The sequence below is a fragment of the Colwellia psychrerythraea genome, from assembly GCF_000764225.1.
In the GTDB taxonomy this organism is placed as follows: Bacteria; Pseudomonadota; Gammaproteobacteria; order Enterobacterales; family Alteromonadaceae; genus Colwellia; species Colwellia psychrerythraea_D.
Genome location: NZ_JQED01000031.1, coordinates 1 through 23,563 on the forward strand (window position 1 = coordinate 1; position 23,563 = coordinate 23,563).

The window sequence follows — 23,563 nt, forward strand, 5'->3', positions numbered from 1 at the left end:
ATGCGAAAAAAACTAAATTCCTTGACTGATGCCGATCACTCAAGTTAGATTTTACTGAGGTCTACTGGCAGACAAAAAAGTGATCGGCTTGAATGGTATTGAGCGATCGGCATCATAGTATTACGCAGCTTTAGGTTTTGTGACTCCAGTCAAAACAAATGAAAGTAAAGTTCTTTCATTCATGAAGCATATAATTTTTCGGCGATCTTGAATGAAAATATTTGCCATCCAATTGCCAAGTGATGATTCTCTTTCTGAAACTTTACATAGGTTTTCTTTTTTAACACCGATGAAATCTTGAACCTTTTTAGTACACCGTAATTGAATCATAATTCTACTTTATCGACACATACGCCCAAATAACGGGCAATAAATAGTTGGTTATAAAAAGCGACGAAAGAACAAAAACCAACTGTTTTTTGTCCTGCTTTAACTACTTATTATATTTTTGAATCAAATTTTATCAACTGTGAATTTGAGATACTATGACTAACCTTTCGACTTTCTTTTTGAAAATATCAAGCAAAAAGTATGTTGAATTGATATTTCTAGACATAACATTTTTTTTACTTGTAGAGGTCCACATAATGAAGCCCCCACCATTAGAAGAAGTTATTTCACAAGGAGTCAGCTTACCTTCAATATGAGACATAAAAGATGGTCCACCTAAAGTCAAAACTGTCACAGAGCAAAAATAAGTGTTTTCAGTTTCAATATAGTTATTTATTTCATAATTAAAACTGAAACTATATTCTTCCCTCTGAGATTCGTTTGATTTTTTAATGGAAATGTCAGATATTTTTGCAGAACTTAACACGAAAGGAATACGCTCTGTAGTGGAACAACCACTAAGGATTATGAAAAATATTAAAAGGATAACTCTTATCACAGGAACTCCCTAAAAATATAACGCCGTTTTAAGCGGCGAGCTTCAGTTTGCTAAAATGTGAAACTAAGTGGAACCGAGCAAACTGTTATGAATCCGACTTTAAAACCCTTATTAGCCATATTTAGCCCTGTAGAAGAAATCTACGTAGGTCTCGTTCCTGCCTCATGACATGTAAAATATAAACGTTGTCGCTATCAATTTTATAGAAAATACGACAAGGGTTAATATTCACCTCTCGGTAATTTAAGTTAACTAACTCCTGTGGACTTTTACCAGATTCGGGATGATTTTCTAATCTGGATATTTTATCGAATACTTTTTGTACCAATTTTTTTGCTGCGGTAATGTTACTTAAAGCAATATATTCTGCTATATCATTTAAATCATCAAGGGCTGTCGATGTCCAAATTACTTCAGCCATTTGTTCATTTTCTCTTTTGCTTCTTGATTCGAGAATGTATTACCATTCTTAATTGCTTGCTCACCACGTGCAACACCTTCAAGAATTGCCATTCGTTGTTGCATAAATTCATAATCATCAACGTCAACTAAATAAGCTGACGGTTGACCGTGCTCAGTAATTAGCACTGGCTCTTTAGAAGTATGAAGATCAGCTAATATTTTGGTGGCTTGACGTTTAAGTGTCGTAACAAGTTCAACTCTCATGATAAACCCTATTTAGAATTTAAATAATGTATCACTATAGTATCACATAAGTTAAAGGTCACAACTATACGGCCAACGCCGTTTTAAGCGGCGAGTAACAGCTTGTATGGATAATACCTTAATCTACATTGCTATCTAAAACGGTTTTCGGGTAATGTGAGACCTAGGCTTAAGCAGCAACTTAAGCTTTCTTTATCGTAGTTCGATTAAACAGTGGATCCTCAGTTGAGAGCCCGATAACAAGAACGAACGCGATAAAGGACTCCAAGCACCACACTCGAATAGTCTACTGGGTCTCGAACCCGCATTACGCAAGCAAGAGTTAGTTTATTATGAATAACAAAAACTAATTAAAACATTAATGTAGCTGTTAATACTGGAAAGTTTCAACTCGATATTCTTTTCGCCATCGTGACAGCATAAATGGGTGTATGTCGAGCTTTTCAGCGACAGATTTGATTGTGACGCCGACAACAAAACTCAGTTGACCAGCATTGACTTTAAAGTCGTTTGAATACTTCCAAGTTCGTCTTGGATTGTTGTACTTTGGCATAAGACACCTCATCTTTAGTTAGATTTTGGTGTCCGTTTTATCGGGGAAGATCACTTTCCGTTTAATTGCCTTGTTAGGTGAAAAATTCCATGAGTTCATTTACGATCCCTGATGGGTCTTTAAAAGCGGCATAGCGACCCCACCTATTTTCATGAGGTGATTTATGTACAAAAACAACACCTTTTGATTTTAACTCTTCAATTTTTTCGTCCAAATTTCTAACAGTAAGCACCAATGATGAATTTGAATTAAATCCGTGCTTATAGTTTGCTGCCTCCATTGCTCCTCCAAACATGAACACATTATGTGAGCCATTTTTAAGTTTTAAACTGTCTTCATATTCTTCGACAAGAATTAGACCAAGGACATCAATGTAGAACTTTTTTGAAATAAGAAGGTCTTGAACGACTAATAAAGTAGATGGATTCCCCATATATGCTTAACCTCCTTTTCACCTTACGCCCGTTTAATGGGCAAATAATTAGCTTGGTTAAAATAGTGAACGTAGTGAACAAAAACCAAGCTTTATTTGTCCCTGTTAAAACACTTGTTAGTTTACAGTTACACCAATACTAATGAAAAGGCACTTAGCCACAATAACTGAAAGCCATAAGAAATACGTTGATGAATGCCCGGGTTACTTTGAGACTGTACAGCTTTAGCCATAGCAAAGAGATAATAAACAGCGGCTATAACAGAAACAACTGAAACAATACGGAAATATAGTGGGATGACTTCAGTTGTTGGACTTATAGCAATTAATATTGGTGCTACAACTAACGAAAGCAGCATAATTAAACCAGCCCAAGAATGTACCTTACAATTAAAAGTTGGACTCTTTGTAAAGGGATCTGCGTCCATAGGGAAATAACCTGCTACCCACGTACCAATTCCATGGATAATGACTAGCCAACCCGCGATATTAACTAAGATTGAAACGTCCGAGAGTTGTGCCAAATACCAACCAAAGAAGCAAAATAGAAAGCCTAGAGGGTAATTATTGATTAAGGGAGACAACTTTTCAGTTGGGCTGCCTGCTGCGCCTAACTCACTACAAAATTGAGTAGAATGGTTGTAACCAGCGTAAAATCTACTTGCTACATATACACCAATGAAAATCCAAATTGTTGCAATTAAGCCTGAATAGATCGCAATACTTTCAAACACCACCAAAATCCTTTTTGTAAACTAACAGCTTATTGGAAGGCATTGTGCCTTATTTAAACAAGGCACAACGCCTCCTTTCATAATTCATTGAACTCAACAATAACGGTTAATCGAATGATTTTCAAGGAATTACCAAGTACAAGGATTTATACCATAAGTTGAAAGAAGGCGTTATACCTGACTTCTCTCAAAAGGTGATACCACCTCTTAACCTGTACATAAAATCAGTAATAAATACAGGCGTAATGCATGAGAAAATATATGGCTAAAAGCTATAGGTTAATGTCGGCTAAGCGCACCAAAGAGACATCTAATTAAGGAATAAGTAGACAAGAATAAATTTAAACATTTACCATTCCTTTATCTGCTACACTGCTCTAATCCATGTTCCATAAATCGTTATTCGGCCATCGGGCATGCCATGATTTTTCACCTCAAGTGACGTTGAAAGGTATTACTACGCTATATAAATCAGCGTTTAAACGCCAAACCCATGAACCCCCATGACAAGGCGGGAATAACGGTTTCAATAACACTTGCAACAGTGACAATAAGTCAACAGATGTACTTTTCTGTGTTTACACTGAAGCTGCCATCTTTTCGCCACATTTCAACATTACTTTGCCCTTAAGCTGACACGAGTAACACTCATTACTTTGCTTTAATGCTCTATATCAACTCAAGACAAGAGCAAGCGATGTTTACTTCTAAGAAAAATCTACAACTTATTGATTATAAAAATTCGTATTATTGCCAACAACAGCGAAAAAAACGACGCTATAAATGGTTTAAAATTTCACTTTTGTTATTACTTATCATCTCACTTGCCTTGGTTTTTATGCCCTTTGCACAAAGTAGCCAACTTGATTCACCGGAACAAATAAACAGAAGCAATGCCCTTATTCATGGCCCGCAATTGCTATTTGAGAACCCTAATAAAAACCAGGATCCAAATAAAAGTCAAAGTACCAACTCAGCCATGCGTGCAACCTTCCCTGTCGATATTAAAGCCAACATTGAAATTAATGGTTTAGTTGCTTATGCAGAAATAAAGCAAACCTTCATTAACCCCTACACTATTGCGTTAGCGGGAAAGTATCAGTTCCCGTTACTTGAAAACTCAGCAGTTAAACAGTTAATGATAAAAATGGGTGATGTAGAAATACTTGGCGAAATAATGGAAAAAAGAGCAGCAAAAGCCATTTACCAAAAAGCCAAAAAACAAGGACGAAAAGCAAGCTTAGTAGAGCAACAGCGGCCGAATTTATTTACCAATAACATAGCGAATATTCCTGCGCAATCAACCGTTGTTGTTACGTTAAAATTTATCATGCCTGTCTCGTTCTCTCAGGGTAAATTCAATTTACGATTGCCCCTTGCCCTAACCGATAGGTACCAACCGAGATCAACATCCTACTCGTTTAATGAATCATCTGGGCACTCACCTGGCCATTCACCTGAACACTCATCCGAACGCTCGCCAAGTAATTTCACTCGCGACTTAACTTACGTTTCAGCTAATATTTCAACTAACCTTTCACCAAAAGAATTACCTGAGCCATTTAAAACATCAACGACACGTTCACCCACCACACACATTCGATCAGTTGCCCGTAGTCAATCATCAATAAACATTGTCTTAAACTCAGGTATTCCTATCACGTCTATTGTTAGTGACAGCCACAAAATTCAATTACGTGAGTTAAACAGTGAGCAAAACGCTTACTTTATTACCTTAGATAAAACCCATGTGATATCTGACAAAACATTTGATTTAACTTGGCAATTAATTGCCAGTAATCAGCCTCAAATCAGTAGTTTTACCCAAGAAGTTTCAGGTGAGCATTATACGTTATTGACCTTTTTCCCGCCTGAAACAGCCGTCGCGCAAGTGATTGCAAGGGATATCATTTTTATCATTGATACCTCAGGCTCAATGCAAGGCGGCTCAATGCAACAAGCGAAAGCCAGTCTGCAACTTGCCCTATTACAGCTTAACAATAACGACAGTTTCAATATTATCGCGTTCGATAATGAAACCGAATTACTGTTCCCCGTCACCCATATGGCCTCAGCAGACAATATCTCAACAGCGCAACAATTCATTGATAACTTAAGAGCAAATGGTGGCACTGAAATGTACCGACCATTAAGCAATGCGTTAATGATGAAAAAAGATAAAGCGCAGTCTGCCAAAGCAATTCGCCAAATCGTTTTTATTACTGACGGCGCTGTTGCTAATGAATTTGAGCTTATGCAATTACTGAACAATGCCCAAGAGAATTTTCGTTTAAACTTTCGCTTATATACAGTAGGAATTGGCGTAGCACCCAATGGTTACTTTATGAAAAAAGCAGCGCAATTTGGTCGTGGAAGTTATGTGTTTATTCAAAATAACCGTGAAGTGCAGCGAAAAATGAACCATTTCATGACAAAAATAAGCCAACCTGCACTCACTAATATTGACCTAATGCTTGATAACCAAATTCACCAGCAGGTTGAGATTTATCCTAAAAAGATCCCTGATTTATATTTTGGTGAGCCGTTGCAAATAGCCCTTAAATCTCAGTTCCCTATCACCAGTGTGCAATTAACCGCTGAAACTGCATCAACGCCTTTCTACCAACAATTAATCATTGATGATCGCCAGACCTCGAAAGGTATTTCATCACTTTGGGCACGAGGTAAAATAGAGGATTTAGTCGACAGCCTAATTGTTGGCGCTAATAAAGACCAGGTCAAATCGCAGGTTATCGCCACGTCGCTCAATCATCAAATAATATCGCCTTACACCAGTTTTATTGCGGTAGAAAAACAGCCTGAAGCTTCAGCTTTGCTGGCAAAAAACAACTTATCATCGGTCAAAAAACCTCAAGATAACGCGGTAAAGGCGCATGAGAGTTTACTGGTAGCTATGCCGCAAACATCCCTTGATTGGCAATTACAGTTTCTGCTTGGCATAGCGCTAATATTGCTTAACGTAGTGTTAATAAAGATTAGAAACATAGCTTGGTTGAAAAATGCTTGGCTGGCTAGTAGAGCTTTTAAGTTGGTGAGTGGTAATGAAAAAACTCATTAAAAAATCGCTACTTATTACGGGCAGCTTACTTTGTCTTCATGCGAGTTGGCTGCCAATCAAAGGCTGGCTCTCTGAGCAATTAATAAGTTACAGCTGGCATCAAACAATCGATTTAAAACAACAAATTAAACCTTGGCCGTGGGCAGATACTTATCCCATTGCAGAGCTTTCATTTGAACGCTTAAACAAGCAAGTGGTGGTACTTAACGGCGGCGACCCGACCACATTAGCTTTTTCAGCTGGTGCTATTGCGCCTTTTAATCAAGCCCTAAGCACTCAAGCTTTTGTTGTTGCAGGGCATAAAGACAGTCACTTTTCATTTTTAGACGAGGTAGTTATGAACGATATCATTTCATTAGCTGACAAACATGGCCAAAGCCAGCTTTACCAAGTTGAAGCCATAGATATTGTCGATGCTTCAACCGGCGAGCTACCCGTTTTGGGAGATGATTCGCAGCTCATTTTAATCACTTGTTACCCTTTTACTAATACTCGTAATATAGCGAATGTTGCAGGCAGCAATAGTAATGAAAGGTATGTGATAACAGCACGATTGCTTTAAATGCTTTAAATGCTTTTTGCAATAATCATCATATAAATACGATAATGAACTTACTCCGTTGTAATGAGACTAATACCTAAAGACAATGGACCTTCGACTAGAGACGTCAAAACAAAAGAAATAATTTTTCCCGATAAAGGTTCTATTATTAATATATACCCAAGCTCTGAAATATATATTTTCATGTCGTTTGGGTATAACCTTTACTTTCAGTATAAAAGAGCTGTGCCTATGAAATTAATTTACACTAATGAAAATACATTTTTAGTCAATAACGCTAAAAACATTCTTGAAAATCAACATATAGAAGTGACGTTAAAAAATGAGTTTGCCTCAGGTGCCGCAGGCGTATTAGCGCCAATAGATACTTGGGTAGAGTTATGGATAATTAATGATGTCGATGAACAGAAAGCGGAAACAATCTTAGCGCAGGCCTTAAAGCAGCAAGGAGAGCACGATTGGTTTTGTCAGCAGTGCCAAGAATACAATGATGCTTCTTTTGACTCTTGTTGGCAGTGCCAAACTGAAAAGGCATCCTAGCTCGCAGTCTATGTAGCTACGACACTTATGCCAACGTATTTCGTTTATAACGTATTTCACTTATAAAATACTGCATATCACCGTTGAATGACTTAAGTTATGCAACGGCTCGGGTAACCGCTAATACACTGGTCACAAGATAATCAATATCTTGTTCGGGAATTGAGGCAAGATTAATTCGACCGTTATTCAAGCCATATACCCCATAGTCAACTCTCAATAATTCCATTTGTTCTTCTGATGCAGGCAACATGGCAAACATGCCCTCTTGCGATAAAATATAGTCAAAATAATTATCACCTGAGTGTTGACGAAATGCTGCACAAAGCTTTGCTCTTATACCTTTAATTTTGACATTTATTTGCGACAGTTCATCTGACCACATTTTTTTCAATGCAGGGGTTTTCAAAATGGTTTTGACAATTTCAGCGCCGTTTGATGGCGGTACCCAGTAAGTCGTTTTACTCATAATGGCGAGTTGAGCTTGCACTGTGTTTGCCTCTTCTTCTGTCGGGCTTAAAATATAAGCCGCGCCGACTCTATCACTGTATACACCGAAATTTTTCGAACAGCTTACGCAAAGCGCTAAGCGTTCAACGGTATTAGCAACAGTCAGTAAACCCGCAGCATCTTCAGTTAACCCATCGGCAAAACCTTGATAAGCGGTGTCTATTAAAGGCAAGAAGTGAGTTGAGTTTGATAGTTGGGCAATTTGCTGCCAGTGTTGCGACGTTAAACGTAATCCTGACGGGTTATGGCAAGAGCCATGCAGCAATACCACGTCATTTTTGCCTAACTTTTCAAGTCTATTGAACATGCCCTGTTCATCAAGCATCATGGTTTTATGATCAATAAAAGGATATTCCTCATAAGCCAAACCTGCGGCGATAATGGTTGGAATATGATTGGCATACGTTGGATCACTGACCCAAATTTTGGCATCAGGGTTTGCCAGTTTAATGACATCTAAAATGGCGCGTAAACCACCACTGCCCCCTGCCGTTTGTACGCCGCTGATATAGCCATTAACGCTTTGGTTTGCAAGCACTAACTCTTGTAGTAGTTGAACATACTCAAGGTCGCCTTTTGAGCCAACATAACTTTTATTACGTCCTGCTTTGGCGAGAAGTTGGTCAGCTTCTTTCACCGCTTTCATTAACAAGGTATTGTCGTTGCTGTCTTTATAAACACCTACGGTTAAATCAACTTTAAAAGCTCTTTCATCGTTAGAAGAACGGGCCATTAAATCGATAATTTCATCGGAAGCTGGAGCAGGAATATTGGCGAACATAGGAGAATTTCAACTTTAGGTAAATAAATATCAGGGTAATTTAATACTGCTAAATCAAATATCTATTCTATCATCTGTTATTATTTTTTAAATGACTACTTGCTCTGTAAATCACACTAATTTAACCGCTAATCTTGTTTGATGAAGGAGGTTTCATCCTAAATTGTACCTTTTCAATAAAAAACAAATGACTACTGACACAATGCTGTCAGTAGTACAGTGCTATTGTTCTTTTTTCGCAATCAACCCGATTGTGAACTTATACCAATTTGATTAAATTTCTTCCCAACTCAGAGCTTTGCTCTATGTTCAATAACAAGGAAAATTTGTTTCGGTTTAGTCATTCTAAATCAAGTAAATTTAACGATGTTAGTGGGCATCGAGTAAGCTCCAAGAGAGCGAGTTTAAAAGGCTTACATACGACGTTATTGATTTTGACAAGGACGCTGCATGGATGCAGCTTATTAGAGAATGCAGGAGCATATTCTCCTGAATAACCATTCTCTTCAATCAATGCCTTGCCTCTAAGCCTTTTAATTCTCGCTGAGTGGGAAAGAACTTGATCAACTTGGTATCATTAATTAAAGGAATACAATATGTTAGAACATGCACCATTAGTCTGGGCCGAAATATCTGTTACAGATATGAACCGAGCAGTCACATTTTATCAAACGCATTTTGCTGTGACATTTAAGCAGGAAGTAATGAATGACATGGAAATGTCTATTGCTGAAACGGCCAACCTAGGTGACCCAAGTTTTGCCCTGTTAAAACACGATATGATGGTACCAAGTCGAGATGGCAGTACCGTTTATTTGCACCTTAGTTTGACGTTAAATGACAAAGTGAATGAGATTAAAGCAGCAGGTGTTGAAATTTTATTACCGCCAATGCCTATTAAAGATGGCGAATGTGGCTACATTGCTATTTTTGTCGATAGTGAAGGAAATAAAGTTGGGTTGTGGTCTCAAAATCTGTAATGATATCTTTCTTTCTATTGAGGGCTCATCAAGGTGTCTAACTCAACAACAAATTGCCTTTGTGGCGCTGTAAAAATCACGGTAGAGAACATTAATCCAAAATTTACAGTATGCCATTGCCAAATGTGCAGAACATGGGGTGGCGCACCATTTTTTGCCGTGAAATGTGGTAGCAAAGTAACCATCGAAGGTGATGATAAAGTGAACCTATTCAAGTCATCTTCTTGGGCATCTCGTGGTTTTTGCAGCGAATGTGGCACACATCTGTTTTATAAATTAAATGCAACAGGTGAATACAATATGCCCGTAGGTTTGTTTCCCGACTTGAAAGGACTAGTAATGGATATGCAATACTTTAGTGACATACGACCAAGTTATTACTGCTTTTCAAATGAAACAAAAGAAATGACAACCGATGAGATAATGGCGTATTTTGCCACTCAAATGTAGCTAAAATTCACTCTTAACTGTATATAAAAACAAATCATAAGCCCAGTTCAATGCTGGGTTTATGTATTAAAGCAAGAAATAATTATGCGCCGTGCAGACAGACTTTTTCAAATAATCCAACTGTTAAAAAACCGCCGTTTGACTACTGCGAGTTTATTAGCAGAAGTACTCGAAGTGTCGACCAGAACTATTTATCGAGATATTCAAGATCTCATTGCCAATGGCATTCCTGTAGAAGGTGAAGCCGGTGTAGGCTATTTATTGCGTCATGAAGTAGACGTACCACCACTTATGTTTGACGAGTCAGAACTTGAAGCGATTCAAGTAGGCATGAGAATGGTTGAAGCGTGGGGAGGTAGCGAGCTGGCCAGTGCCGCCAAACAAGCAATGATCAAAATATCGGCTGTATTACCTGACAGACTGCAAACATTTAACTCGTTAATGTTTGCACCTAAGTTTCATGCCAAATCAAATGAATTTCAATATCTAGACCTTATACGTAAAGCGGCCACAGATAGACAGTACATTCAAATGAATTATGAAGATGCTAACCAAGCACAAACCAGTAGAGAGGTACGCCCGCTCGCTATCCATTTATGGCGAGGTTGTTGGACACTATTAACCTGGTGTGAACTTAGAAATGACTTCCGAAATTTTCGCATCGACCGGATAATATTAATTAACCTCGTTCCGCGATTTTTTCCTGTGGTTGACGGCGAAGAACTCGACGACTTCATCAAGGAAATGCAGAGAAAATATGGCTAATTACCACCTGCCCTCTCCTTGATGCGTAGCATTTAATTGCTATTATTCTGGCTTAGAATAACCTGCCCAAATATCAGCATTGATAGTTTTTTTCTTTTTACGCTTTTTCTTCCCTGTGCCTTCTGGCGCTGCCATCGGTTTCTCTACCGCTAAAATGGAATCAGCAGCAATTTCATCCGCTTCAAACCCTTCAACTTGCTCACGCTCAAGCCTGATTTTGTTTTTCTTTTCGATGACTTTAAAGTGATGATAATCTTCATGATCGATAAGGGATAATGCTAAACCTACTTCGCCAGCACGGCCACTTCGACCAATACGGTGCATGTAGTCTGATGGGCTTCGAGGTAAATTAAAGTTAATAACCACTGGCAACTTTTCAATATCTAAACCACGCGCCGCAATATCTGTGGCAATTAACACGTCAATATCGCCGGCTTTAAAACCATCAAGCACACGATTACGTTCACTTTGGCCTTTATCGCCATGAAACACAGCGGCGGTAATGCCACGTTTAGCTAATTTTTCAGCTAAGTGTTCACAGTGATGTTTGGCATTAACGAAAATAAGCGCTTGTCGCCATTGATGTTGTTGAATTAAATGCGCTAGTACCGCTGTTTTCTCGCCTTTGTTCACGGTAAAAACACGCTGTACTAAGGTGCTGGCATCCGCACTTTGCAATTGTATTTCAACTGGATTATAGAGTAACTCTTGAGTTAAGGTTTGTACTTGTTCAGGAAACGTCGCAGAAAAGAGTAAGGTTTGTTTTTGCTTTGGCGTTAATGCTAACAATGACGTTAGCTCTTCAGTAAAACCTAGACTTAACATTCTATCGGCTTCATCAAGTACTAAGGTTTTAACCTTATCAAGCTTAATAGCATTACTAGAAATCAAATCAAGTAATCGACCTGGCGTTGCCACTAAAATATCGGTACCGCCACGTAAGGCAAGCATTTGAGTATTAACTGAAACACCACCAAAAACGGCAACGGTTTTAATATCACCATTAAAATGCACCGCGTACGATTTAATGCTGTCAGCCACTTGTTTAGCTAATTCACGGGTAGGCACCAAAATCAGTCCCGCAACAAAGTTTCCTTTACTGCCCTTGCCACTTACGGGTTTGTCTGCGCGTATTTGCTGCAACATTGGTAATGCAAAGGTAGCTGTTTTTCCCGAGCCGGTATTTGCCCCGGCAATTAAGTCACAACCCGCTAATACACTTGGGATCGCTTGCGCTTGAATCGGCGTAGGCTGTTGATATTCCAGCTCAGCTAATCGCGCTAATAAGGGAGTAATCAGGCCAAGTTCTGTAAAGGTGGCGGGCGTTGTAACAGTTGTCATTAAAATAAAGGGCTCAAAGGATAATTAATAGCCTGCTATTTTAACGTATTTATGCCTGAGTCAGTTAGTAAAATCGCGTCAACTCTGTGGTTATATTTTTCAGCCTAGTCGTATATCGGTATAACGGATGTTAACTTCCAAATAAAGTGGTAAGAAAGTGACCTAGGAATTATTGAAAACTACCTAACAAACAATCCCCCCTGTAATTGAACGATATAACATCGAGTTATTGTTGATGTATTAAGCCCGTTTCATCATTTTCAAAACCATGACAGATATAGCCACTTATCTTGCGTTTTTTCTTCGCTATTTGATGAAAATGCTCATAGCCGACTGAAAAGGCAAAAGGATTGGCATTATAGTCTGCATAAGATTGGTCACTACCGTTTTTAGCCTCCCGTATGCCCGCAGCGAAAGAGCTTAAAAAATCGTCTCGGTTGTTGATAAGAATAGTCGTAGCACCACTTCCCCCTTCAACCAATTCTAATGCGCCTAGGTCAATATATTTATCAACCACGGCATTATTAAAATAACCACTGTACTGCTCAGTTTCGACATCATAAGAAACTGGCGTATCATCTGCAGCTTCCATTAATGACACAAACAGCTCTCTTACTTTTTTTGAAATCACGCACTTTTCCTTGCTTAGTCCCTCATAAGGGATATTTATTATGCATGGATTTTACTGCTAATTTTTAAATTTAACTAGATTATTCCTTGTTAGTTGATGTAGATAACAAGGAATAACTTACTATAATTTATGATGTACAAAAGAACGGCTGCAATTATGGAAAATCATTAAGTCAATAATGTTAGCCATTTGCTACTGATAAATAAGTGAAAATCATTACGTTTTTTTGATTGAAATATAATGACCGCACTTATGAAGAAGCGGGCGATATGGTACTATCGGGGTTACTTAATGAGTGACTCGCCACTGGCAATTAGCCTTGAAGGCACTATTGCTGTAATTGATAACGACCCAGCTTTCAACTTACCAACCGATTTAAAGATTAATAATTGAATACCTATGGCCAAAAACACATTTACACCTGAGTTGCTTGAAAAACACTTTACCAAAAATGAATGGAAAAAAGGCGCAAGAATTTTTCAGGCAAATGGCGTTAAAACCTGCGCTCTTGACGGTGAAGTCATTCGCGGCGTAGTAGTTAGTGAGCGTTCACAAGAGTCGACTTATTTAACACGGTTAGTGCTTGATGGAAAATTTAGTGATATTGCCAGTTATTGTGATTGTTATGTCGGTCGAGACTGTAAGCATGGTGCGGCATTGGCACAGTGTTTTGTTCACGAACATTTTGACCAAAATAGCATAGCAACCTCAGAAAAAGTGATTGATAAATGGCTTGACCGATTTCAAGCTCAGCCAAGTAGATATCAACCGAATATCCAACAAAAATCATTATTATACTTTTTAAAGCCCAACCCTTATAACGAAGATGACTACTTTACCTTAGGCATTAAGTCAGCTAGACCAAAGGTGAGTGGTGGCTGGAATAGTGCCATTGGCAGTGAATCTTCAGCAGGTTCCTTGATTAACAGTGCTTATGCTAATGACGATGATGTTGCTGTACTCACCGAGTTGATGCGCACCAACCAGTATGGCGATACCGTTAAGTATTTTGATTTATTTGAGCGCATTATTAAAACAAATCGCTGTTTTTGGCATTCAACATACGACTTAAGCGACCCGGTGACCTTAAGTGAACCTATAGAAGCTGAGTGGCAGTGGTTTGCGCTAGGTAACAGTTTACATACCTTAAAGCTGGTTCTAATGCAGCCATCTGAGAGTATTCGTATCATCAAAGCCCAACCACTGTGTTTCTATGATGAAGACAAAAATTGCTTTGGCCAAATTAAGACCAATACGCAATGTGATTTTGAAGCCGGTTTACTCAATTCTCCCATTTTTGAAGAAGATAATTTACCTTGGATAATGAGTAAATTAACAATGTCATTAGGCGATGCAGTAAAACGATTGCCTAAGCCAAAAACGAAATACTCACAAGAGTTAACACAACCCGATGTGTACTTGCATTTTACTACGCCTGTCGCTTCAAACCGTCAAACAGGCTATGTGCAGGTTAATTTTTCCTATCAAGGTAATTTCGTTAACCCACATAACGAGCGCGTTACGATTACACCGGCCAAAGTAATAGATCAAAATAGTGAGCTGGATGCTGATAGTAAGATTGAGGATGTAGGTGAGCGTGAAAATGAAAGTTCACGCGAGATAAAAATTTATCGAGACTTGGCCTTTGAGCAAACAGTAATTGATAAATTAACAGCTCTGAAATTTAGTGTTCAACCCAAACCTAAGCGTTACACTTATACTAGTCAGAGCGATCTTAACAAAAGTAAAACAGCTGAATTTGCCATGCTGATGCAAGGCAGTTTTCATTGGCAACACTTTTTACATCAAGAATTATCAGCCCTTGAAAGTCTTGGGTGGCATACCAGCTTTGCTGATGATTTTTATTATAAAGCACTCTCAACCGATAGTGTCTTTGATGCCGAAGTCATTGAAACCGATGACCATGACTTTTTTTCATTAGGGTTAAATTTAACCATTGATGGGAAGAAAATGCCTGCGTTTCCCATTTTACTTAGCGCCATTGAGCAACTGCCAAGATCAGCATTGCTTGACCGTGAAAAAGAGCAACTTATCTCACCTGAATCCCCTATTTATGTTGATTTGGATAATGGAGGTTTTGTCGCTCTGCGGTATCAAAGCGTGCAGCCAATATTAAAACAGTTCATTGAACTGTTTATGCCTAACGCATTAAATGAAGATGGCACCATAGAGCTATCGCGCTTTCAAAGTCATCAAACCCTGTCAATGTTAGATGACCAAGGCATGATCGCAACAGGCACAAGTAAATTAAGAGCGCTGGCTGATAAACTGAAAAACTTTCAACAAGTAACCTCGATTGAAGTGCCAGACGGTTTAAACGCAACGTTAAGAACTTATCAGCATCAAGGACTAAATTGGTTACAATTTTTGCGTGAATATCAATTGGGCGGTATTTTGGCTGACGACATGGGGTTGGGTAAAACCATTCAAACCTTGGCGCACTTATTAATTGAAAAGCAGCAAGGCCGACTAACAAAACCAGTGTTAATTGTTGCGCCCACCAGTGTTATTTTCAACTGGGCTAATGAAATAGATAAATTTACCCCGCAGCTTTCTTATCAAGTATTACACGGCAGCAAACGTCATGAACATTTTGGCTGTCTTGAGGGCATTGGAAATGGTGAAAATCAGGTTGATATAATCATCACCAGTTATGCATTAATTACCAAAGATTTAGAGCACTATAGTGAGAGTAAATTTTATTATCTTGTGCTTGATGAAGCCCACTATATAAAAAATACTAAAACTAAATTATACAAAGCCTTTCTAACCCTAAAAGCGCAGCATAAGCTGTGCTTAACTGGTACGCCAATGGAAAACCATTTAGGCGAGTTCTGGGCGCAATTTAATTTTTTACTGCCTGGCTTTTTAGGGGGACAAAGACAATTTACCAAGCTCTTTAGAACACCGATTGAAAAACATGGTGAACTAGAGCGCAAGCAATTATTAAATCAACGAATTAAGCCATTTATTCTGCGCAGAACCAAAGATAAAATCGCCACTGAGTTACCACCAAAAACTGAAATAATTCAAACCTTACGTATTGAAGGTAAGCAAGCTGAGTTGTACGAGTCAGTACGTTTAGCCATGGATAGTCGCTTAAAAGATATTATTGCTGATAAGGGCTTAAAACGTAGTCAGATAGAAGTATTAGATGCCTTATTAAAGCTAAGACAGGTATGTAATCACCCTAAATTATTATCACTTGATGGCGCGAAAAAAGTAAATCAATCAGCAAAACTTGATTATTTAATGGAAACCTTACCAGAACAAATTGATGAAGGCCGTAAAATATTAATCTTTTCACAGTTCACTAGTATGCTCTCTTTAATAGAAGACGAACTGATAAGTGCCGAGATTGGCTATGTTAAATTAACGGGTTCAACCACCAAGAGACAAGAAATTGTTGATAAATTTCAGTGTGGTGAAGTGCCGGTATTTTTAATTAGCTTACGCGCTGGTGGCGTGGGATTAAACTTAACCGCAGCCGATACGGTAATTCATTTTGATCCTTGGTGGAACCCTGCAGTAGAAAATCAAGCCACTGATAGAGCTTATCGGATCGGACAAAGCAAACCGGTGTTTGTTTACAAATTGATTATTGAAAACTCAATTGAAGAGAAAATCCAAAAAATTCAGCAAAATAAAGCTGAACTAGCGAAAGCCTTGTTATCTGAAGAAGTCAGTGATAATAAACTGAGTTTAACGGATGATATATTAGATTCTCTACTTACACCGCTGAGTTAACTAAACTAAGTGAGTATAAAGATAAAGACCGATACAAATCGTATCGGTCTTATAAAATAACGTTAGATTGATCTCATAAACAGCAGCACCGTATTATAATTAATGAAAACCATAACACAGCAATGACACACGACAGCTCTCTTCCTTTGCAGCTGAATCAAAGTATAGCCTAGCGCTGATAAATCACTTCGCCGTTAAATACCGTTGTAACAACTTTTGTTTGGTTAATAGTATTAGGCTCAATATTAAATAGATTTTTGTCTAAAATAACGAAATCTGCGAGTTTACCAACTTCAATACTACCCACCTTATTTTCCTGTCTCATGACATAAGCACCATTAAGGGTATATGCCTTAATAGCTTTGGCTATCGTTAATTCTTGGGGTGCTCGAGTTACTGCATTTTGTAAACCAATGAATGGGTTATAAGGACTAACATTCCAATCACTACTTAAGGTAACTCGCGCTCCAGCGGCATCTAATGATTTAATAGGTACCGCATTATCCGATCTAACTGCACCGATTAATTCGTCATTTTCATGCCAATGTTCAGGGTTAGTATAATCACCAGCAACTTGTGCATCGGCAGTAACATTTAACTGAGCAAACCTTGGGATATCAACAGGATCAACTATTTCTACGTGGGTAATTCGATGACGGCCTTTATCAGAGCCTGAGTTTTCGACTGCATTAAGGGCTTCTCTAATACCGCGGTCACCAATGGCATGCATATGAAAGTCAAAGCCTATTGGCTCAAGTGCTGTTATATATTGCTCAATGCGTTCTTGAGAAAAATAATTGAGACCTTTATTTTCAGGAATGCCAATTAAGTCTATGTTGTATTTAGCTAACATTGCCGACGTACCGTTAACAGTAATGCCATCCGAATAAAGTTTGATTTGGTTAAATTTCAAAAAACTGTCTTGCTTATTACTATATAACGCTGTTAAGTCAGCTAATTGTGCCGTGTCATCTGCCGTTGGATACGCCCAAAGACCAACCGAAACCCGTGCAGTTATGGCATCATTTTTTTGTGCTTTAAGCCAAGTTTTATGATCATCTCTTTTCCAAAAACTTCTGGCATCACTAATTGAAGTAATGCCATGTTTAGCTAACTCAGGTAAGGTAAATTCAATTAAACCATCGTAATCTTTTTGCAAACTTTCATTGGCTGGCGCCATCGCTATGTCCATGACCATATTGCCAGCATTATCAATTAATATACCATTCAATTCTCCTGTGTTTTCATCACGTAGAATTCTTCCTCCCGTAGGGTGCGGAGTATCTTTAGTGAATCCCGCTAATGCAAGCGCTGCAGAATTTACCCACATAGAATGAGAGGATTGCTCCATGATGATAACAGGACGGTCAGCTACCGCTTCGTCAATAATAGCTAATGGTGAACGCGCAGAATCAAGCAAGGTAAAAATAGAATGACCAAATCCAATTAACCAGCCTTTACCAGGATTTTCTAGTGAGGCTTTTTTAATCGTTGCAATGAAATTTTCAGGATTTGTTTCTTCAACACTAATCGCAAATTGAATATTTTCAGAGGCGGATTCAATCGGGTGTATATGCACATCATGAAAGCCTGGCATCATCATCTTTCCAGATAGATCAGTCACTTTAGTTGAAGAGTTAACATAACCTTGTACTTCATCATTACTCCCAACAAATATGATTTTATTGTCTTTTACTGCAACCGCATCAGCCCATTCTTGTTGCTCGTTTACTGTATAAATTTTGCCATTTTTATAAACTTGAGTAGCAATTTCACTCGTTGGTTTGGTCGTATCATCCGTTGTCGCTATATTGTCAGTTTCAGTACCTGAGCTACCGCAGCCCGCTAATAACAAGTTTGATATCATCAGCGTTGTAATGATTGATGAGCTATTTCTATTTACTTTTTTCATCTAGGTAGTTCTCGCAATAATTAGTTAATTCAATTCCTGTTGAACAGTTTAATCAATGCTAGGTAACCAAAAGGTAACGGACGATGTTGTGCTATGTGATAACCTTAGCAAGTATAGTGATCTTGTCACTAATTAAAGGAATGCATAGCATGTATTTTACACTCCATAACAAGGCTAAATTATGCTGATATTATTAGTTGAAGATGAGTCCGACCTTGCAGAGTTGACGATTGATTTTCTAGAAACCCTTAATATTGAATGTGACTATGCATTTGATGGTGCCAACGCGCTAACTTTGATTGAGAAGAATCATTACGATGTTATTGTGCTTGATGTGAATATGCCTCGTATGGACGGTTTTTCAGTGTGTGAAAAAGTCAGATCACTTGGTATTGCTACACCAATTATTTTTCTAACTGCTCATGATAGTTTGGCTGACAAACTCAATGGGTTTTCTCTCGGAGCTGATGATTATTTAACGAAACCTTTTGAGCTAGAAGAGCTCGCAGTTAGAATTCAAGTACTTGCAAAACGTGAGACAAAAGCAGAAATACCTGATCTATTTGCTTTAAATACTTTATCCATAGATTTTCAACAGCGCTGTGTTAGTCGGTCAGGTCGTTTAATCGCCCTATCTCCAACCCAATGGCAATTATTGGGATTGCTTGCTAAAAACAGCCCTCACATTGTTGATCGTATTACCATAGAAGATGAAATATGGCCCGATCAAACCCCCTCTAAAGACATGCTAAAAACATTAATCTTTAGGTTGCGAAATTTAATCGATAATGCAAATGAGCCTAAGTTAATTCATACCATTCGAGGCGCTGGCATTTCATTAAAAGAGCTAGCATAGTAGCTAAGAAAAAATACTATTAGCATCATAAAAATATCGGATACTTCCTATGATTAGTCAGTCTAAACATTCATTACATCAATTCTTAAATCAACGCTATTTAACCATTTTAGTGTTATTAATCATTGTGTTTAGTGCCGTGATTGTATTTATGCGTTATAGCGCTATGGACGATACTACTGACTATTATATGTATTACGATGCACAGGTACTGAGTGAATACTACCAAGTAACAGATGACATTATCGAATTTGATGCCGGACGAAAAGAATATTACTGGGGCGTAAAGCGTTTACCTAAGCGCTACCAAGCCTTGTTAGAAATTAATGACGATCAGAACAACTTAGCCCTCGATGAAAGCCAGATCTATCAGTTAGAAGATAAAATAATCTATATTTTGCCTTATTACTCAATTGAAAAAGCTGAAATATTCTTTGTGCTGCACTTATTTGATCTCAAAGATGAGGCTATGTTTTATCAGTCTTGGCAGAATGCTGTTATCTTATTAGTCACTTTATTTTTATTGGTAGTCATTTTTTATAGTTTGCATACTAACCGGCAAATAACGCGACAAATGGCTGATTTCTCCCTTTGGGTTCAGTCAATGAGTCACCTTGAATATAAGGCGTTACAACAGCAAAAAATGCCTGAATCGTTGAGTTTTGCAGAGCTTGTTAATAGTGCTAAATTTTTACAATCAAGCCTATTAACTCAGTATGAATTACAACATAAAGAACAAGCCCTCTTGACCCGAGAAAAACATTTTCTTAGCAGTTTAAGCCATGAGTTGAGGACGCCTATGGCGATTATGGCGGCAGCACTGACACTATTGAATAACAGTGATGCAATAACAGCTACCGACAAAAGCAAGTTAGTAAAGCTGAATAAGGCTCACCTAACAATGAAACAGCTGACAAATACGTTATTACAGCTTTGGCGCGGACAACAAGAGTTAACCCAACAAAAACAAGTTTCACACGCATTGCAAAACAAAGTATTCCTATTAGATGAAATAGTTGAAAATTCAGTCTCGGCTTGCGAGGAACATTTTTCTAAAAGAAAAATCTGCTTTGCAGTAAGGATGCAGGGTAATACCAGCTTATTTGGTCAATTAGAATTAGCAGATATCTTAATCACTAATTTACTTAAAAATGCCTGTCAATATAGCGTATTAGGTAAAGTAAAAGTTGATATAAGTGACCACACATTACTCATTGAGAATGACCTTTTAGCGGTCGGTGCAGCAGAGAACAACACGTTAGAGCTTGAGGAAGCAGGCGTGACTTACGGTTACGGAGTAGGACTCTTTTTGGCTGAAACTATTTGCCAACAGCAACAGTGGCAATTAAACATCAGTTCAAACGCACAACGATTTACTGTGGAAGTGGTTTTTCATGATGCGTTAGCGCACTGAGCTAAGTCAAGTCAACAGAGCTAACGTTAGGCTAAGTATTCTATTACTTAGCCTGTCATTGCTGAATAAATTTTTGCTTTATCAAAATGCCATCGTCTAGCCACTTAAGAAGGTAATCTAAGGCGAGAGGACTTGCCTGCTCTTCAGACACTTCTTGCAGTAAAAAATCACATAAATCAGCAAAACTTGCGCCCTGTAGAATCATATTAATGAGGTCATATTCTTGCGCCGGTAGAGAACGAAATTGTGTTAAACGCTCTTTATTGCGCCATAGTAACCAATCGCTGGGTTGCTCTTTTGCTGGCTCAGGTGCTTGCTCTTGTTTTAGTGCTTGCCAAGTTTCCACACTATTGTAATGAAAATGCGCAAGTTGCACACTCGGATGAAAACGAAATACTAAGTCTGGCCACTGCTCGGGCGGTGTATTTGCCAGTAGGTCTCGAGTAAATAACGCCGCATCAGCCGCATCAAATGCAACCATAAGGAAGCGTTCAAAATGCGCCAATTCACTAATAATGGGGTGATCTTTAAACGGGGGGGTATTGGCCAAAAACAAAGGCAATTTATCTGCAAAGTGCCTTAGAGAAGTATTATCAGAGGGATAAGCGTTGATATAACCTAACACCATTTGATCAAATAAATCATCGCCGAGAAAAAAACCTAACATTTCGTGATCGTTTTCAATGGTTTCTTTCAATCTTACTTGATAAGCGTTCTTGTATATATTTAGACGAACATCACGAGTAATCCTACCGTGGTCCTTAATCTGCTTCATGATAGTAGAAGTGACATTGGGATCATCATTTACTAAATAATTAATCATTTTTTGCTGCAATGAGGCTAATGGTAATTTATCCACTTAGGTTACAATCTCCCCTTGCTTCAGTGGTTGCAGTCGACCTAATGTGTCGTATGCAATATTGCGTGCTGTTTCCACTTCAGCTAATAACTCAGCCAGCGGCGGAATATTATCATCACGCTCAATCATAGTACTAACCCAACCAAACCTTTTCAGTGCTTGTTGATATAAAGCCCAAACAGGATCAGCTACCGGATGATCATGTGTATCAATAACATAATTACCGTAATCAGTATGACCTGCTAAATGAAATTGCTTTACCTTGTCTTTATCGATGCCTTCAAGATAATCTTGCGCATCAAATTCATGATTTCGTGCACTGACATAAATATTATTAATATCTAACAGTATATTACAGCCAGATTGACGAGCAACTTGATTAAAAAATTCCCATTCACTCATGTCTGATTCTTTATAAGTGATATAGCTAGATAAATTTTCTAATAAAATAGGACGCCCTAAAAAATTTTGCACTTGATCAACACGATCACAAACATGATTTAATGCTTCTTCATTATAAGGCAAAGGCAATAAGTCATGACTATTCGTTTGATTTACACCTGTCCAGCAAAGGTGATCGGATATCCATTGCGGTTGAAGCTCATTTACCAATACTTTTAATTGCCGTAAGTACTGCATATTTAATGGATCAGTAGAGCCAATAGACAAGGAAACCCCATGCATCACCATAGGATAAAGCTCACGGATTGCATGTAAATAGTGCTTAGGTTTGCCACCATCCACCATAAAATTTTCAGAAACCACTTCAAACCAGTCAATATCGGGGTTAGTTGATAGTACATCTTGAAAATGATCTGTTCTTAGCCCAAGACCAAAGCCGAGGAAATGCTCTGGTGGTGCAATACCCTCAGCAGCGCTAGAGAGTGAAAAATCTCTAGCGCTGGCTTGATTCTTTATTAAATTATGAACCAACAGTGCCACCTACATCTTCACAAGTCTTCGCTGGCAGTGCGACAAAACCATGACCTTTACACACTGCTTGACCTTTACAGGCATTTTCAGCTGTTTTACAGTCGTTATGACCGTTACATTTGTTTACACCATAACAATGCGTTAATTCAGCCGTGTCAACAACGCCACGCCAATCATCTTGCACAGTACCGCCAATGTCGTCACAGGTTTTAGTCGACATGGCAACAAAACCATGTCCCTTACAAACTGCTTGTCCCTTACAGGCATTTTCAGCCGTTTTACAATCATTATGGCCATTACATTTATTTACGCCGTAACAATGTGCCATTTCAACCGCATTGGTTGCGCTAGTTTTAGCGGTTTTACTACTTGAGTCGCCTGCCACGGCAGTACATCCCATTAAACCTGCAACCGCTAATGCTACCGCGGTACCTTGAAGTTTTGTTTTAGTGCTCTGATTCATTGTATTCTCCCATTATTTTAAAAAATCTATTTTTTATATATCAGGCCACATTTTGCTTTAAGCTAATTTACATAAGTTACATACGAATCATGTTCAGTTTAAATAAAAATATTGCCTACAGCACCTTTAATCTTAGTTCAATCTCATTCATTGCTTATAATTAATTATGAGAAAATCATAAAGGTAACTTCCTAATTTGACCTGCTAATGCATTTTTAACTTTCAGTTTTTCTTTGAATAAATATTTTTTATTTTTTGAAATTTTTTTGGCTTTTTGCTGTTCGCCCCCGATAAAACCGCCTTGATTAGTCTGTTTATTTTCGTTAAAAACAATGCAATTTAATGCCATTAATTGAGTGTTTTTAAAATAGTGCCAGAACTTTACAATGCAGATGATAATCAGCTAAAACCCTGATTAATAATAATTTTAAATTAAACCGAATG

Annotated in this window: 22 protein-coding genes and 1 pseudogene; 9 read left to right on the plus strand and 14 right to left on the minus strand. The window is 38.2% G+C overall.

The features are described from left to right. Window positions 1–120: 120 nt before the first annotated feature. The 6 genes and pseudogenes from ND2E_RS23605 to ND2E_RS09270 all read right to left on the minus strand — a co-directional run bounded on the left by ND2E_RS23605 (window position 121) and on the right by ND2E_RS09270 (window position 3,275). Window positions 121–330 (minus strand): DUF6933 domain-containing protein, encoded by a 210-nt coding sequence (locus tag ND2E_RS23605; RefSeq protein WP_052056596.1) that lies wholly within the window; start codon window positions 328–330, stop codon window positions 121–123. A gap of 680 nt (window positions 331–1,010) precedes the next feature. Next, the gene (locus ND2E_RS09290) at window positions 1,011–1,310 is read right to left on the minus strand and encodes a type II toxin-antitoxin system RelE/ParE family toxin (RefSeq protein WP_033094205.1); all 300 of its coding nucleotides are present in this window, start codon (window positions 1,308–1,310) and stop codon (window positions 1,011–1,013) included. After that, the gene (locus tag ND2E_RS09285) at window positions 1,298–1,555 is read right to left on the minus strand and encodes a type II toxin-antitoxin system Phd/YefM family antitoxin (protein ID WP_033094206.1); all 258 of its coding nucleotides are present in this window, start codon (window positions 1,553–1,555) and stop codon (window positions 1,298–1,300) included. Before ND2E_RS09285 ends, ND2E_RS09290 begins: the two co-directional genes overlap by 13 nt. A 391-nt stretch (window positions 1,556–1,946) precedes the next feature. Beyond that, window positions 1,947–2,108: pseudogene (locus ND2E_RS09280) on the minus strand (transposase); the annotation flags it as partial. Window positions 2,109–2,181: 73 nt separating this feature from the next. Continuing rightward, window positions 2,182–2,541, minus strand: coding sequence for a VOC family protein (locus ND2E_RS09275; RefSeq protein WP_033094207.1), 360 nt, complete (start codon window positions 2,539–2,541; stop codon window positions 2,182–2,184). Between the two features lie 128 nt (window positions 2,542–2,669). Further along, entirely contained in the window at window positions 2,670–3,275 is a 606-nt protein-coding gene (locus ND2E_RS09270) for a DUF998 domain-containing protein (RefSeq protein ID WP_033094208.1), read from the minus strand. Between the two features lie 697 nt (window positions 3,276–3,972). On the opposite strand from ND2E_RS09270, the gene ND2E_RS09265 reads away from it, so the two are divergent. The 3 genes from ND2E_RS09265 to ND2E_RS0121585 all read left to right on the plus strand — a co-directional run bounded on the left by ND2E_RS09265 (window position 3,973) and on the right by ND2E_RS0121585 (window position 7,456). After that, complete coding sequence (locus ND2E_RS09265) at window positions 3,973–6,354, plus strand: marine proteobacterial sortase target protein (protein WP_033094209.1); 2,382 nt, start codon at window positions 3,973–3,975, stop codon at window positions 6,352–6,354. Next, window positions 6,338–6,916, plus strand: a complete 579-nt coding sequence (locus tag ND2E_RS09260; protein WP_033094210.1) for a class GN sortase — start codon at window positions 6,338–6,340, stop codon at window positions 6,914–6,916. The genes ND2E_RS09265 and ND2E_RS09260 overlap by 17 nt, the downstream gene beginning before the upstream one ends. 231 nt (window positions 6,917–7,147) lie before the next feature. Beyond that, window positions 7,148–7,456, plus strand: a complete 309-nt coding sequence (locus tag ND2E_RS0121585; protein WP_033094211.1) for a putative signal transducing protein — start codon at window positions 7,148–7,150, stop codon at window positions 7,454–7,456. Window positions 7,457–7,553: 97 nt separating this feature from the next. On the opposite strand, the gene ND2E_RS09255 is transcribed toward ND2E_RS0121585, so the two are convergent. Next, window positions 7,554–8,747, minus strand: coding sequence for an aromatic amino acid transaminase (locus tag ND2E_RS09255; protein WP_033094212.1), 1,194 nt, complete (start codon window positions 8,745–8,747; stop codon window positions 7,554–7,556). Between the two features lie 596 nt (window positions 8,748–9,343). On the opposite strand from ND2E_RS09255, the gene ND2E_RS09250 reads away from it, so the two are divergent. From ND2E_RS09250 to ND2E_RS09240, 3 genes are all read left to right on the plus strand, one after another. Beyond that, entirely contained in the window at window positions 9,344–9,727 is a 384-nt protein-coding gene (locus tag ND2E_RS09250) for a VOC family protein (RefSeq protein ID WP_033094213.1), read from the plus strand. A 33-nt stretch (window positions 9,728–9,760) separates the two neighbouring features. After that, complete coding sequence (locus ND2E_RS09245) at window positions 9,761–10,177, plus strand: GFA family protein (protein WP_033094214.1); 417 nt, start codon at window positions 9,761–9,763, stop codon at window positions 10,175–10,177. An 84-nt stretch (window positions 10,178–10,261) separates the two neighbouring features. After that, window positions 10,262–10,942: a helix-turn-helix transcriptional regulator gene (locus tag ND2E_RS09240; RefSeq protein WP_033094215.1), complete on the plus strand. Its 681-nt coding sequence runs from the start codon at window positions 10,262–10,264 to the stop codon at window positions 10,940–10,942. A gap of 42 nt (window positions 10,943–10,984) precedes the next feature. On the opposite strand, the gene ND2E_RS09235 is transcribed toward ND2E_RS09240, so the two are convergent. Both ND2E_RS09235 and ND2E_RS09230 read right to left on the minus strand, forming a co-directional pair. After that, a complete protein-coding gene (locus ND2E_RS09235; protein ID WP_033094216.1) occupies window positions 10,985–12,283 on the minus strand; it encodes a DEAD/DEAH box helicase in 1,299 nt (432 codons plus the stop codon). Between the two features lie 226 nt (window positions 12,284–12,509). Continuing rightward, the gene (locus tag ND2E_RS09230; protein ID WP_033094217.1) at window positions 12,510–12,914 is read right to left on the minus strand and encodes a hypothetical protein; all 405 of its coding nucleotides are present in this window, start codon (window positions 12,912–12,914) and stop codon (window positions 12,510–12,512) included. Window positions 12,915–13,313: 399 nt separating this feature from the next. Here ND2E_RS09230 and ND2E_RS09225 point away from each other — a divergent pair, with 399 nt between their 5' ends. Beyond that, window positions 13,314–16,682, plus strand: coding sequence for a DEAD/DEAH box helicase (locus ND2E_RS09225; RefSeq protein ID WP_033094218.1), 3,369 nt, complete (start codon window positions 13,314–13,316; stop codon window positions 16,680–16,682). Window positions 16,683–16,851: 169 nt separating this feature from the next. Here the strand turns inward: ND2E_RS09225 and ND2E_RS09220 are convergent, their stop codons facing one another. Further along, window positions 16,852–18,594 (minus strand): amidohydrolase, encoded by a 1,743-nt coding sequence (locus tag ND2E_RS09220; RefSeq protein WP_052056598.1) that lies wholly within the window; start codon window positions 18,592–18,594, stop codon window positions 16,852–16,854. Window positions 18,595–18,775: 181 nt separating this feature from the next. Here ND2E_RS09220 and ND2E_RS09215 point away from each other — a divergent pair, with 181 nt between their 5' ends. Continuing rightward, window positions 18,776–19,450 carry a response regulator transcription factor gene (locus ND2E_RS09215; RefSeq protein WP_033094219.1) on the plus strand — a complete coding sequence of 225 codons (675 nt, stop codon included), beginning with the start codon at window positions 18,776–18,778 and terminating at the stop codon, window positions 19,448–19,450. A gap of 49 nt (window positions 19,451–19,499) precedes the next feature. Continuing rightward, the gene (locus ND2E_RS09210; RefSeq protein WP_033094220.1) at window positions 19,500–20,864 is read left to right on the plus strand and encodes a sensor histidine kinase; all 1,365 of its coding nucleotides are present in this window, start codon (window positions 19,500–19,502) and stop codon (window positions 20,862–20,864) included. 55 nt (window positions 20,865–20,919) lie between these two features. On the opposite strand, the gene ND2E_RS09205 is transcribed toward ND2E_RS09210, so the two are convergent. From ND2E_RS09205 to ND2E_RS23105, 4 genes are all read right to left on the minus strand, one after another. After that, entirely contained in the window at window positions 20,920–21,723 is an 804-nt protein-coding gene (locus ND2E_RS09205; RefSeq protein ID WP_052056600.1) for an HvfC/BufC N-terminal domain-containing protein, read from the minus strand. Next, entirely contained in the window at window positions 21,724–22,587 is an 864-nt protein-coding gene (gene bufB, locus ND2E_RS09200; protein ID WP_033094284.1) for an MNIO family bufferin maturase, read from the minus strand. 58 nt (window positions 22,588–22,645) lie between these two features. Then, complete coding sequence (bufA2, locus tag ND2E_RS09195) at window positions 22,646–23,119, minus strand: BufA2 family periplasmic bufferin-type metallophore (protein ID WP_033094221.1); 474 nt, start codon at window positions 23,117–23,119, stop codon at window positions 22,646–22,648. 175 nt (window positions 23,120–23,294) lie between these two features. Further along, a complete protein-coding gene (locus tag ND2E_RS23105; protein WP_190277835.1) occupies window positions 23,295–23,468 on the minus strand; it encodes a hypothetical protein in 174 nt (57 codons plus the stop codon). Window positions 23,469–23,563: the final 95 nt, after the last annotated feature.